This is a genomic window from Pedobacter sp. GW822-FHT03F06, from assembly GCF_058801365.1.
Genome location: NZ_JBXANE010000003.1, coordinates 45203 through 58136, shown reverse-complemented (window position 1 = coordinate 58136; position 12934 = coordinate 45203). Strand labels below are relative to the sequence as shown.

16 protein-coding genes are annotated in these 12934 nt (G+C 37.2%); 6 read left to right on the top strand and 10 right to left on the bottom strand.

Annotation, left to right across the window (positions count from 1 at the left end; all coding sequences use genetic code 11):
- Positions 1-30: 30 nt before the first annotated feature.
- Positions 31-528 carry a YdeI/OmpD-associated family protein gene (locus tag AC1RJ8_RS05725; protein ID WP_492953219.1) on the bottom strand — a complete coding sequence of 166 codons (498 nt, stop codon included), beginning with the start codon at positions 526-528 and terminating at the stop codon, positions 31-33.
- 155 nt (positions 529-683) lie between these two features.
- On the opposite strand from AC1RJ8_RS05725, the gene AC1RJ8_RS05720 reads away from it, so the two are divergent.
- On the top strand, positions 684-1238 hold the full coding sequence (locus AC1RJ8_RS05720) for a pyridoxamine 5'-phosphate oxidase family protein (RefSeq protein WP_492953220.1): 555 nt from the start codon (positions 684-686) through the stop codon (positions 1236-1238).
- A gap of 85 nt (positions 1239-1323) precedes the next feature.
- Here AC1RJ8_RS05720 and AC1RJ8_RS05715 read toward each other — a convergent pair whose 3' ends face one another.
- From AC1RJ8_RS05715 to AC1RJ8_RS05705, 3 genes are all read right to left on the bottom strand, one after another.
- On the bottom strand, positions 1324-1536 hold the full coding sequence (locus tag AC1RJ8_RS05715) for a hypothetical protein (protein ID WP_029275714.1): 213 nt from the start codon (positions 1534-1536) through the stop codon (positions 1324-1326).
- 136 nt (positions 1537-1672) lie between these two features.
- Positions 1673-3382: a lysine--tRNA ligase gene (gene lysS, locus AC1RJ8_RS05710; protein WP_492953221.1), complete on the bottom strand. Its 1710-nt coding sequence runs from the start codon at positions 3380-3382 to the stop codon at positions 1673-1675.
- A 278-nt stretch (positions 3383-3660) separates the two neighbouring features.
- Positions 3661-3987 (bottom strand): MGMT family protein, encoded by a 327-nt coding sequence (locus AC1RJ8_RS05705; RefSeq protein WP_492953222.1) that lies wholly within the window; start codon positions 3985-3987, stop codon positions 3661-3663.
- A gap of 231 nt (positions 3988-4218) precedes the next feature.
- On the opposite strand from AC1RJ8_RS05705, the gene AC1RJ8_RS05700 reads away from it, so the two are divergent.
- Positions 4219-4908, top strand: coding sequence for a DUF2461 domain-containing protein (locus AC1RJ8_RS05700; RefSeq protein ID WP_492953223.1), 690 nt, complete (start codon positions 4219-4221; stop codon positions 4906-4908).
- A 70-nt stretch (positions 4909-4978) separates the two neighbouring features.
- Here AC1RJ8_RS05700 and AC1RJ8_RS05695 read toward each other — a convergent pair whose 3' ends face one another.
- The 4 genes from AC1RJ8_RS05695 to AC1RJ8_RS05680 form a co-directional block, all read right to left on the bottom strand.
- On the bottom strand, positions 4979-6895 hold the full coding sequence (locus AC1RJ8_RS05695) for an AMP-dependent synthetase/ligase (RefSeq protein ID WP_492953224.1): 1917 nt from the start codon (positions 6893-6895) through the stop codon (positions 4979-4981).
- Between the two features lie 110 nt (positions 6896-7005).
- Entirely contained in the window at positions 7006-7332 is a 327-nt protein-coding gene (locus AC1RJ8_RS05690; RefSeq protein ID WP_025142623.1) for a HesB/IscA family protein, read from the bottom strand.
- 78 nt (positions 7333-7410) lie between these two features.
- Entirely contained in the window at positions 7411-7824 is a 414-nt protein-coding gene (gene iscU, locus AC1RJ8_RS05685; RefSeq protein ID WP_025142622.1) for a Fe-S cluster assembly scaffold IscU, read from the bottom strand.
- A gap of 112 nt (positions 7825-7936) precedes the next feature.
- Positions 7937-9148, bottom strand: coding sequence for an IscS subfamily cysteine desulfurase (locus tag AC1RJ8_RS05680; RefSeq protein ID WP_492953225.1), 1212 nt, complete (start codon positions 9146-9148; stop codon positions 7937-7939).
- 117 nt (positions 9149-9265) lie between these two features.
- Here AC1RJ8_RS05680 and mce point away from each other — a divergent pair, with 117 nt between their 5' ends.
- Both mce and AC1RJ8_RS05670 read left to right on the top strand, forming a co-directional pair.
- Entirely contained in the window at positions 9266-9673 is a 408-nt protein-coding gene (mce, locus tag AC1RJ8_RS05675) for a methylmalonyl-CoA epimerase (protein ID WP_492953226.1), read from the top strand.
- A gap of 263 nt (positions 9674-9936) precedes the next feature.
- Positions 9937-10221 (top strand): hypothetical protein, encoded by a 285-nt coding sequence (locus AC1RJ8_RS05670; RefSeq protein WP_492953227.1) that lies wholly within the window; start codon positions 9937-9939, stop codon positions 10219-10221.
- 10 nt (positions 10222-10231) lie between these two features.
- Here the strand turns inward: AC1RJ8_RS05670 and AC1RJ8_RS05665 are convergent, their stop codons facing one another.
- The gene (locus AC1RJ8_RS05665; protein ID WP_492953228.1) at positions 10232-10921 is read right to left on the bottom strand and encodes a hypothetical protein; all 690 of its coding nucleotides are present in this window, start codon (positions 10919-10921) and stop codon (positions 10232-10234) included.
- 9 nt (positions 10922-10930) lie between these two features.
- Complete coding sequence (locus tag AC1RJ8_RS05660; RefSeq protein ID WP_157258143.1) at positions 10931-11098, bottom strand: hypothetical protein; 168 nt, start codon at positions 11096-11098, stop codon at positions 10931-10933.
- Between the two features lie 319 nt (positions 11099-11417).
- Here AC1RJ8_RS05660 and AC1RJ8_RS05655 point away from each other — a divergent pair, with 319 nt between their 5' ends.
- Both AC1RJ8_RS05655 and AC1RJ8_RS05650 read left to right on the top strand, forming a co-directional pair.
- On the top strand, positions 11418-11666 hold the full coding sequence (locus AC1RJ8_RS05655; RefSeq protein WP_025142617.1) for a type B 50S ribosomal protein L31: 249 nt from the start codon (positions 11418-11420) through the stop codon (positions 11664-11666).
- A 72-nt stretch (positions 11667-11738) separates the two neighbouring features.
- Positions 11739-12905, top strand: a complete 1167-nt coding sequence (locus AC1RJ8_RS05650) for a putative sugar nucleotidyl transferase (RefSeq protein WP_492953229.1) — start codon at positions 11739-11741, stop codon at positions 12903-12905.
- Positions 12906-12934 lie beyond the last annotated feature (29 nt).

The following is a 12934-nucleotide window of genomic DNA, read 5'->3' as shown; positions in this document are numbered from 1 at the left end:
GCGGTGCTGTAGTTATGATACCATTTTTCTTTAAATTCCATCTCTTCCAATAAATCTTTCTTTACCCAAAAGAAACTGAATAGCCTTTTTTACATTGCGGTTTACCGATTCTTCCGTTTTAAGGTTGGCAATATAACGCATAATCTCCTTCTGTAAATGGGGGGTAAGGCTGTCAAATATATCCTTAGCTTGTTTATTTTCTACTAAAGCTTGCTCCAGCTTAGGATTTATCCTTATTGTTCGTTCTTCAGCATCAAATTCAATTTCGAAGCTTGCAGTATCTCCAACATCTTTGCCTGCCGCTTTTCGAATAGGGGTATTCAGGTACAAACGCCAATCGCCTGCATACTTTACCAGAGTTTGTTTAAACTCATGTCCATCAATTTTCATTGTAATTGGAAGCTTACCTTTATCTTTCCCTGCCTGATGGAAAACATAGTTTAATGCTTCTTCCGGTATAAATACAAAAGGATTGATGCCAATGATCTCGATTTCAGCAGTAAAGGCTTTCGGTTTTTTGATATCCATTAATTAAAGATATTGCCTTTGATTAAAACTCCATAATTTTTGGCCAATAAATCAGACGATATGCGCGCTACTTAATGCCCTTCGCCTATCGCTCATCGCAAAAAATCAAAACCAAAAGCTATTTTTTATTGTAGTTTATATAAAATCTTATACCTATGGCAACATCACAAGAAGGGAGTACCAACAATACTCAGGAAGAAAATAATATTAAAGATTTGGACGGTAAAGCGGCCATCGAAAAACTGAGAACACTAGCCGAAAAGGCAGAAAGCTGTTTTTTCTGTACCAATATTAAAACTGGCATACCATTGTCGGTAAGGCCAATGGCCATTCAGCAGGTCGATGATGAGGGAAATATTTGGTTTATGAGCATGAAAGACAGTCATAAAAATAATGAGATTTCAACTGATCCTTTTACTCATTTGTTGTTTCAGGCGAGTGCACACTCGGGTTTTGTAAATATTTATGGAATTTCTGAAATCAGCAGAGATCAGGCTAAAATTGATGAGCTTTGGAGCCCGTTTATCAAAACATGGTTTCAGGGAGGAAAAGACGATCCTGATCTTACCTTAATCAAGGTTATCCCTTCTGAAGGATATTATTGGGATACCAAACACGGCACTGCCGTTGCATTTTTAAAGATGGCAGCGTCGGTAATTACAGGAAAAACAATGGATGATTCAGTAGAAGGAACTTTAGAGGTGGATTAGTCAACTAGGGCGTCATCCTGAATTTATTTCAGGGTCTTATAGATGCTTGATCCCGAATCTTTCGGGACAGCATGACGATTCTCAATTATTTATCCCCTAAATAATCGAATCCTTCAAATTCTTCTCTTTGAGCTCTTTTGCTTAAGATATCTTCTTCTTCGGCTTGTACTCTTGAGAAGAATAAAGCTTCGGCCTGGATTCTTTTTATTAACTGACGTACCAGCGTTAAATCAAAAGCATCTTTGCTTAATTTAATGCAGTATTCTCTTTCGTTGATTTCTAAACTTGACGTATTCATATCGCAATGATTTTAATTATCGATTGCTGTAAATATAGAAAAGGCTTGCTAAACAATTGTTAGCAAGCCTTTTAAGTTTATGTTATGTTTTTGTTAAAATCAAATCCAGAATTCCCTTTTTCGGGTCTCAGATTGATTATTTATGCGATAAGAATAAGCCGTCGTCTGTTTTGGCAACTTTTAAAATTCCTTTTCCAGTTAAAGCTTTTAAAGTTGTATCCCATTTCTTATTACTCCAATCGGCCAGTTTCCCTTTTACTTCAGTTAACAGGTATTGTTCGCCTTCCGAAACCAATGCATATAATTCTGTTTCTTCAGGTGTCATTTCTATTTTCTTTTTCTCTGGGCGCATCTGCGGGAAGAATAAAACTTCCTGTATGGTACTTTGGTTAGTCATTAACATCACTAAACGATCAATACCAATGCCTAAACCTGAAGTTGGTGGCATACCATATTCTAATGCACGTACGAAATCATCATCCATGGCCATGGCCTCGTCATCACCACGGGCAGCTAACTTTAACTGATCTTCTAAACGCTCTTTTTGGTCTATAGGATCGTTTAATTCTGAATAAGCATTCGCGATCTCTTTACCATTAACAAATAGCTCAAAACGCTCTACCAATCCTTCTGAGGTACGGTGCTTTTTAGCAAGCGGTGTCATTTCGATAGGGTAGTCGGTAATGTAGGTTGGCTGAATTAGATTCGCTTCAACTTTAGCACCAAAAATTTCATCAATTAATTTACCGCGGCCCATTGTATCATCAATTTCGATACCTAAATCTTTACAGGTTTGTGCAATTTCTTCCTCGGTCATTGCCGAAACATCAATTCCTGTATATTTTTGGATCGATTCGTACATGGTTAGTTTTTCATACGGTCCCTCAAAATTAATTTCGTTGGCACCAACTTTAACTACACTTGCACCAGTTGTAGCAATCGCTACTTTTTCTAAACATTCTTCAACCATTGCCATCATCCAGATATAATCTTTGTAGGCAACGTAAATTTCCATCGAAGTAAATTCAGGGTTATGCGTACGGTCCATCCCTTCATTACGGAACATTTTACCGAATTCATATACACCATCAAAACCTGCAACAATTAATCGTTTTAAATAAAGCTCATTTGCAATACGCAAATAAAGCGGCATATCTAAAGTATTGTGGTGTGTGGCAAACGGACGTGCAGCAGCACCGCCGTGAATAGGCTGTAGGATAGGTGTTTCTACTTCCATCCAACCCTGGTTATCAAAATAATTGCGCATGGTATTAATCACCTTGCTACGTTTAATGAAGATCTGTTTAAAATCAGGGTTTACCGTTAAATCTACATAACGCATACGATAACGCAATTCCGGATTGGTAAATCCATCGTAAACATTGCCTTCATCATCGCGTTTAACGATTGGTAGTGGACGCAGTGACTTAGAAAGTACCTTAAATTCAGTAACATGTACAGAGATTTCTCCTGTTTGCGTAGTGAATACATATCCTTTAACCCCGATGAAATCGCCAATATCTAAAAGTTTTTTAAATACCGTATTATATAGGGTTTTATCTTCACCAGGACAAAGTTCATCACGCTTTAAATAGATCTGAATTCTGCCGGTAGAATCCTGTAACTCTGTAAAAGACGCAGCACCCATAATATTGCGGCTCATAATTCTACCTGCTAATACTACGGTCTTGTATGCTGTCTTATCTACTTCATAATTGGCTAATATATCTGCCGCATAAGCATTTACTTCATAAGCTTCTGCAGGATAAGGCTCGATGCCTAACGCACGTAATTGTTTTAGCGACTCACGTCGTAATACTTCTTGTTCTGATAATCCTATACTCATTTCAGGTATTTTTTGCAAAAGTAATGCTTTTGCATTTTTGTTATTATTAAATTTTGGTGCTTTAATGAAAAAGAAATAATTAGCTGATTAAATTTTGAATTAATATTGGAAAAAAATCAATTTTCAGTACCAATTAGCTATCCACTTAAAACAGATGGTTGCAAAGATAAGAAAGCTATTGTAATTACTAAATGCTTTATTTGATATAAAACCGCATTTTAGCATGTTAAAAGCCAATGAGATAAAAAATGGATGATCAGAAACTTTGCCAGCCGTAGTTATTCCATGTCGGTTAACGGATCCCAGAATACCTTTTTAAGGTTTTGAACTTTCAGGTTTTTAATTTCAACCCCTTCGCGTTCGAGCAGCTCTTGTCTTTTGGCTGTAGATGATGGATCGCCACTGAGCAAGCCATTGCTGCTGATTACCCTATAATAAGGTACAGGAGACTGTGCTGATCCGCAAGCACCAATGGCTCTGGCAACCATTCTCGATAGATTAGGCGTGCCAATGGCTTTTGCAATTGCTCCGTATGACGTTACCCTGCCTTTGGGTATTTCTCTGGTTAAATCCCAAACTTGTTCAAAAAATAAATCGTGTTTCATCGTTTTAGCAAATGATACATAAAGCTCTTAAATATAGCTGTTTCATAATTCGTTATTGTGAATTTAATTTATTAATGACTTTTCTATCGTTTTATTGGTCTGATAGCTACTCCATGGTCAGAACCCCGCTGAAGTTTTTAAGTATTTCATCGGGTAAATTTTTTTAGCATGTGAATTTAGTGTTCTACAGATGTTATATTTGTTTGGACGTGAATAGCCATTTAAAAAACGATGCCCGATATAAAACAAATACCACCTTCTAGTTTTGAGTTTTTAAGGTTGTTAAAAAATAACAACGAACGTGAGTGGTTTAACGACCATAAAATAGCTTACCTGAAAGAACATGCATATATAGAATCTTTTGCACAGGATTTATTAGATATGATGAATACCCACGATGTAATTGAAACACCATCGGGAAAGAAAAGTTTATACCGGATTTATCGGGATACGCGTTTTTCAAATGATAAAACGCCCTATAAAACCCATTGGAGCGGAAGTTTTAAACGGGCAGGTAAACAAAGAAGGGGTGGCTACTATTTTCATATCGAACCAGGTAATAGTTTTGTGGCCGGCGGCTTTTTCGGGCCTTCTCCTCAAGATTTGAAACTGATAAGGGAAAATCTAAGTTTTGATGCCGAGCCTTTAAGAAAAATATTAAATGATAAAACTTTTATTGCTTCCTTTGAGACTTTGAAAGGCGAACAATTAAAGACTGCTCCAAAGGGTTTTGATGGAGATCATCCGGATATCGATCTGCTACGTTATAAACAATTTTTGTTAGTTCATCGATTTACTGATCAGGAAGTTTTAAGTAGAGAATACGTAGGATATTGTAATCAGGAATTTAAAAATATGCGCCCTTTCTTTGATTACATGAGTGAAATATTGACTACCGACGCAAATGGATTGGAACTGTAGTTGATTTTTAGGTATTCAGAAAAATAAAGGGCCATGATTACAAGATTGGTAATGATGACCCTTTATTTAATTATGATTCAGCTTCTATACCTTCCTCATACATTTCGTTAATGGCTTCGGCATATTTCTTTTCTACAATCCGGCGTTTAACTTTCATGGTAGGGGTAATTTCTCCTTCATCTATGTTGAAAGGATTACGCTTAATCTTAAAGTTTTTAATGCGCTCAAATTTGGCCAGTTCGTTTGATATTTTTTTAATATCCTGTTCCATCCAATCTATAATTTCCTGATCGCGGATAAAAGGATCTGCCTCTTCAAAAAACGATGGTTTGAGTTTAAAGGTTTCTTCCAAAGTTTCCCTGTTCGGAATAATAATTGCCGTAATAAACTCACGTTTATCTCCGATTAAAAAAAGCTGATCAATTTTTGGGCTTTTCAGGTAAATGTTTTCTACCGGGGTAGGATAAACATTTTTGCCATAAGCATTTACGATCATGTTTTTCAAACGATCTGTAATCTGCAGATTACCTTTATAAAAGCGACCAATATCTCCGGTGTGGAACCACATGTCTTTATCTATCGCTTCGGCTGTTTCTGCAGGTTTGTTAAAGTAGCCTTTCATTACGCAATGACCGCGTACAATTACTTCACCTTCGGCGCATTCAAATTCTTCGTTAAAAGTATTGTGCGTTTGGATACTGAGCATTTCTTTAGTTTCGACATCTTGTATACCCACTTCAATTCCTGGAATTACGCGGCCAACAGTGCCATAAACCTGTCTGTGGTATTCGGTAACCGACATTACCGGCGAAGTTTCTGTTAAGCCAAATCCTTCTAATATTTTAATGCCCAGATCGCCAAAAAATTCACCCACATTTTTAGGTAGGGCGGCACCGCCAGAAATCATAAACTTTAAACGTCCGCCGGTTTTCTCTTTAATTTTACTAAAAACCAATTTCTCTGCTATCCCTTTTTTTGCTGATAAAATGAGGCCAGGATTTTTGCCGGCTTCTTTTGCTACGCGGTACTTATTTCCGGTTTCTAAGGCCCAGGTAAATATTTTTGCTTTTGTACCTCCACCAGCAGTTCCTCCTTTTATCGCTTTATCGTGTATGCGTTCCAATAAACGCGGAACGCAGCTCATTACCGTTGGACGAACTTCGCCCATGTTTTTGGCCAATAACTCTAAACTCTGCGCGAAGGCAATTTTACAGCCTTGTGCGCAGCAAACATGGTAAGTTGCTGTACGCTCGAATACGTGCGATAAGGGTAAAAAAGAAAGGAAAGTTTCCGTTTGATCAATCACAGGGATCTGCTGCAAGCAAACCTCCACATTTTTAACAAAGTTATAATGGGTAAGCATTACACCTTTTGGCGTTCCTGTTGTTCCCGAGGTGTAAATTAAAGAGGAAACATCGTCAGGTAAAACCAAACTTCTGCATTGGTCAATGTCAGCCCTTTCGGCAGCCGTAACCTGATGTTTAAGTGCCAGGATATCAGAAAAGGCAATAACTTCTACATGTACATCTTCTGGAATAACAACTTTTTCAAAATCTTTAAAAGCAGGAATAATATATTTTAACTGTTTGCAATTGGCTGCTACCTTTAATACTTTACGGTATAGAAAGTTATTTCCAATAAGAATAGCTTTTATGCCAGAGTCGTTAATGATGTAAGCTACTTCCTGTTCAGAAAGTGTAGGGTAAATGGATACGTTAATTACACCAATCTGCTGGATTCCCTGATCATAATATACGTATTCAGGTGAATTCTCGATCATTAATCCTAATCGGTCGCCTTTTTTTATTCCTTTCTCTAAAAAGAAAGCAGAAACAGCGTCGGCTCTTTTTAAAGTATCTTCATAAGAAATTTCAGTCCATTCTGTACCTTGTTTATGAATCAAAAAGGTTTCTTGAGGTTTATGGATGTTTTTTACAACATTTCGCAACAAGGTAGGAACAGTTGAAAATTCGTTTATTAGTGGCATGCTCGTATTGGTTCGCTAATTATAATTAACAATTATAAGGCTTTTTGGTTTAAAAATACAAAAGGGCCCCGAAATTTTCGGGGCCCTTAAATAATATATTTTATAAGATTTTAAACAGAGAAGCTTTCGCCACAGCCACAGCTGCGGCTGGCATTTGGGTTTATAAAGTTAAAACCTTTTCCATTTAAGCCATCGGTGAAATCTAATTCAGTTCCGGCCAAATAAAGAAATGATTTCATATCCAAAGCAATTTTGATTCCTCTGTCTTCAAAAAACTGATCGCCTTTTTGTTCTTCGTTATCAAAATCTAAATTGTATGATAAGCCCGAACAGCCACCACCTTTTACTGAAACGCGTAAAAAGTAATCAGAACCCATTTCTGAATCCTGCATTAAGTGGGTGATTTTTTCTTTTGCTTTATCTGTTATTGTGATCATCGTATCGAGTATTTAGCATCTAGTATAAAGATTGAATTATTATAGTCTTGATACTACATACTTATGTCTTGTTACTTATTAATGGTGCGATTTTTCTAACACAATTGCCTCTAAACCATTTTTAACACGGTAATCGTTAATGGCCGATTTAATTGCATCCTCTGCCAAAACCGAGCAGTGAATTTTTACCGGAGGTAAAGCCAATTCTTCAACAATATCCATATTGTCAATAGATAAAGCCTCATCAATTGTTTTTCCTTTTAACCATTCTGTAGCTAAAGAAGAAGAAGCAATAGCCGAACCACAACCAAATGTTTTAAATTTAGCATCAGTGATTACGTTATCTTCTCCAACTTCAATTTGTAAACGCATTACGTCGCCGCACTCAGGTGCACCAACTAATCCTGTTCCTACAAATTTGCTGTCTTTATTTAAAGTACCTACGTTACGTGGGTTATTGTAATGGTCAATTACTTTTTCTGAATATGCCATGATTTTATTTTTTTATCTCCTTCCGGAGCAATTTTATTTTTAGTTTTCAATTATCAATTTTCAATTATCAGTTTGCCTACTCAAAACTGCAAACTGCCAACTTCAAACTGAACTAGTGTTCCGCCCACTCAATTTTACTCAGGTCAATTCCTTCTTTAAACATTTCCCAAAGTGGAGAAAGTTCTCTTAAGTGGTTAACTGCTTTTTGAGTCACTTCAATAGCCTGATCGATCTCTGCTTCTGTTGTAAACCTGCCTAAACCGTAACGGATAGAAGAGTGTGCTAAATCATCCGATAAACCTAAGCTTTTTAAAACGTATGATGGTTCTAAAGATGCTGAAGTACAAGCCGATCCCGAAGATACCGCTAAATCACTCATTGCCATCATTAAACCTTCACCCTCAACATATTTGAAAGAGATATTGGCTACGTGTGGTAAACGGTGTTGTGTATTACCATTAACATAACTCTCTTCCATTTTGCTTAAAGTAGACTCTAATTTGTCGCGTAAAGCAGCTAAACGGATCGATTCGCTTTCCATCTCTAAACGGCAAAGTTCACATGCTTTACCTAAACCAACAATACCTGGAACGTTTAATGTACCAGAACGCATTCCGCGCTCGTGGCCACCACCGTCCATTTGTGCAGTAACTTTAACCCTTGGGTTTTTACGGCGAACGTAAAGTACACCAACACCTTTCGGGCCGTACATTTTGTGTGCCGAGAAAGCCATTAAATCGATACCATCAGCATTTACATCAACAGGAATTTTACCAACTGCCTGCGTAGCATCAGTCATAAATAAAGCACCGTGTTTGTGTGCAATTGCCGCAATTTCTTTAACGGGTTGAATTACACCGATTTCGTTGTTGCCATACATGATCGAAACTAAAATCGTTTCAGGAGTCATGGCAGCTTCTAATTCAGCCAAATCAATTAAACCGTCTTCTTTAACGCCTAAATAAGTTACACGTGCACCGTTTTTCTCCAGGTGTTTGCAAGTATCTAAAACCGCTTTATGTTCAGTAACCGCAGTAATAATGTGGTTACCTTTTTCTTTATACATTTCAAATACACCCTTAATAGCCAGGTTATCGGCTTCAGTTGCACCTGATGTAAAAATAATTTCTTTTTCAGTACAGCCGATTAATTTGGCTACCTGCTCACGGGCATAATCTACACCCTCTTCAGCCACCCAGCCAAACGCGTGATTACGACTTGCGGCATTTCCAAATTTCTCTGTAAAGTAAGGTAGCATTGCTTCCAGCACCCTAGGATCTAACGGGGTGGTTGCATTATTATCTAAATATATCGGCTGTTTCATCTCTATTCTGTTAATTATAACACAAAGATACGAAAAAACTTATTTAACAATTATAAATAATAGCTATGACCTTATAGAGAAAAGCTGCATTTTTACATTCACATAACCTTATAATCTATGAATAAGATAGAACACATCGGCATCGCGGTAAAAGACCTTAACAGTTCTATAGATATTTATCAGAAACTATTGAATACCGATTGCTATAAAACTGAGCAAGTTGCATCTGAATTTGTAAATACAGCTTTCTTTAAAACTGGCGAAAACAAGGTAGAACTGCTTCAGGCTACTGCTCCAGATAGTGCAATTGCTAAATTTATCGAAAAAAAAGGAGAGGGGATCCATCATATCGCTTTTCTGGTTGATGATATCCTGGCCGAAATGGAACGCCTGCATAAAGAAGGATTTGTGTTGCTTAGCGAGTCGCCCAAAAAAGGCGCAGATAATAAGATGGTGTGTTTTGTGCATCCGAAAGATACCAATGGTGTGCTGATCGAGATCTGCCAGGAAATTAAATGGATTTAGAAGATGTTAATGCGATTGTTTCATGCCCCTCTTTTAGAGGGGTACCTGCAAGGCGGGGTGTCAATTGATCCATGATTGTTTTTGAAAATGATTGGTTCCGTATTCCATAGCCTATTCAGTCCTGCTAACCGCTATAGTCCCGATGAAGAATCGGGAGCTGCCGCTTTTATCAGGTTTATTTAAATTGGCCTGTGGTTCTTGGTTTAGCGCTAATCGCATAAAAAGCTGATCTTAAAATCCTGTAATCTCAAAAATCCTATTCTATGTCATTAATTAGTATAATCAACAAAGATTTCGATATACCAGATGATCTTTCTGAGAATCAGTTGCGCGATGCAATGGTTGATGCCTTTGCTTATTTAATCGATAACGACTTCCCTAAACTGATCCAGATTTTATATAAGGCAGATGTAGATCAGTATAAATTAAAAGAATTATTAGAAACTGTAGAAGGCTCAAGCTCGGCTGAAGTAATTGCTGATGCCTACATTGCCCGCCAAATGGCTAAAATAGAAACCTGGAAAAAATACAGTCAAAAGAAGGATTAGGAATAGAAGCTTATGCTTGCGAAGGGTTAAAACGATTGTACATATCCATATCAAAAAACGAAATGGAGTTAATCTTATCGGCTTTTAATACGAGGTCGGTTTTTAACTCATCTGTGTTTGCAACAGAACCATCTTCAATATAACTCGCATAAACCGTTAAATACTGGGTGGTAAAAACCAGTTCTTTATCGTCAGCCTTGCGATAGCCGCTAAAAGCAGGCGTAATGCGGATATAACTGGTGGTAAAGGGTTTTGGTAGCTCTTTAACCCAGCCAATGTAAAATTTACCACTATCCATGGTAAACTGCAAGAGGTGTGCGTCAAAAAAAGACGAACTCAGTAGAAGTTCAAATTCATTTCCCGAAGTAGCAATTGCCCTTTTTATTGCTTTAAGGCGATTAATAAAAAGATTTGCGATTTCTGTTGCACCTACAGCTACAAATAACGACATGCTGGTGGTTCCGAAATAAGGCGTGTGGATGGGAAGTAATTTGCTTAATTGCTCAACGGTTTCAGGAAAAATGGCAATGAATAATCCTCTTAATAAAAAGCATACCCCCAAAAGCAGGATGCCTGCAAAAGCAGAATTTAACAGCACACGTTGGTTTTCTAACCGATATTGTACGTATCTGAGGTACCTGAACCTGATCAGAATATAATAGCCGCCTACAAGAGGGAACAAGAGCAGGTTAAAAGGCATCTATATTGGCTATTTCTTGTTTTTATCCTTTTCTATCTTTTTGAAAATACTCGATTCCATTAAAGCGCCCACCATTTGTCTGATCCTTGGCTGTGCAAAGAAATCGGGGCTTTTAATGTAGAGCTTTCCGCTACTGCTAGAATGGATAATTCCATCAAATTCGCTGTCTTTTCTCATATATCAAATTTACACATATTTTTTAAATATCTGAAAAACAATATGCAGTCCAAAAAAAGTTTAGGTTTGTTGCACGATAGGTGCATGGAGCAATTGTTTTACCATAAACATTGTTTTAATCAGTTTTATTAAAACAGATGCTAAAAATCTTATAATTAAAATTTTAATTTAGGCTTGTAAATCAAAAATAAAATTAAGATATTTGCATCCTCTAAAATAGAGGTAGAAAGACTAATAGGAAATGTCATAAGCGTTGTTGCCAGCAAATTGCAAAAATGTTCTTGATGCTTTCACACAAATAACTTAAAATAATATTCAAATGAAAAAAGATTTGCACCCAACAAGCTACAGACCAGTTGTTTTTAAAGACATGTCTAACGAATATGCTTTCTTAACAAAATCTTGTGTAGATACTAAAGAAACAATTAAATGGGAAGATGGTAACGAGTATCCTCTTTATAAATTAGAGATTTCTCACACTTCACACCCTTTTTATACTGGTAAAATGAAATTGGTTGATACAGCAGGACGTATCGATAAATTCAAAAACCGTTACGCTAAGAAATAATTTAGCAACAAAAAAGCATTTTTTGAAGTCCCTTTGCCAAAAGCATCGGGACTTTTTTTATTTTTGTTGCTTATGACAATCAATCTTTTTGATGATTCTTGCTGGGCATCTCTCCGCCCACTTACCTTTACCAGGCCAGTGGCCGATTTACGCGTTGGTATTTTAACCATTGCCGAGAAATGGGCCAAACATTTAAAAGCCGATTTTGGCTTTCATACCCAAGATTACCTTTCTGTAAAGTTTGCGCCAAAACCCAATGCCGATTTATTTATAAACGGTTCTGTTTGTCCGGATGAGGCTTTGCTAAACGCCGTAAATAAACTTAAAGCAGGTGATGTGCTTTATAAAAGAGATGTTATTATCGCTTATATTTCAGATCAACATGATTTGGAATCGGTTAAATCGCTAAAACCGGTAGAATACACAGGAGATTTCATACAAATTGTTTATCCAGAGCATATTTTTGGGAATAATCCAGGCGAGATCAGAAAAGACTTTAAGTTATTGACCGAAGGGCGCAGTTCGGCAAAGTTAAGCAGTAGCAATCAGCTATTGGGAGATGATATTTTCCTTGAAGAAGGTGCTAAAGCGGAATGCAGTGTTTTAAATAGTACCTACGGACCTATTTACATCGGTAAAAATGCTGAAGTGTGGGAAGGTTCTTTAATAAGGGGATCCTTTGCACTTTGCGATAACTCGTCTATAAAAATGGGGGCCAAAATATATTCAGGTACTACCATAGGTCCGAATAGCCGTGCCGGAGGCGAAATTAACAACTCGGTCATTTGGGGCAATTCGGCCAAAGGCCACGAGGGATATCTGGGCAATTCGGTAATGGGCGAATGGTGCAATATAGGTGCCGATACCAACAATTCGAATTTAAAAAACAACTATGCCGAAGTAAAACTGTACGATTATGAAAGTAAAAAAATGCGGAACACTAACCTGCAGTTCTGTGGTTTAATTATGGCCGATCATGCTAAATCGGGGATAAATACCATGTTTAACACCGGTAGTGTGGTTGGCATTGGTGCTAATGTTTTTGGCGCAGACTTCCCTCCGCACCACATTCCTGATTTTAGTTGGGGCGGTGCCAGTGGTTTCGATACCTATAAACTGAATAAAATGTTCGAAACAACCGAGAAGGTGTTTGCCCGGAAAAATATAGTTTTTGATGAAATAGAAAAAGATATCATAACTAAAATATTTGAATTAACTGAATCGTATAGGCGATTTTAATATAAAACCCGATCTGGAAAGATCAACCA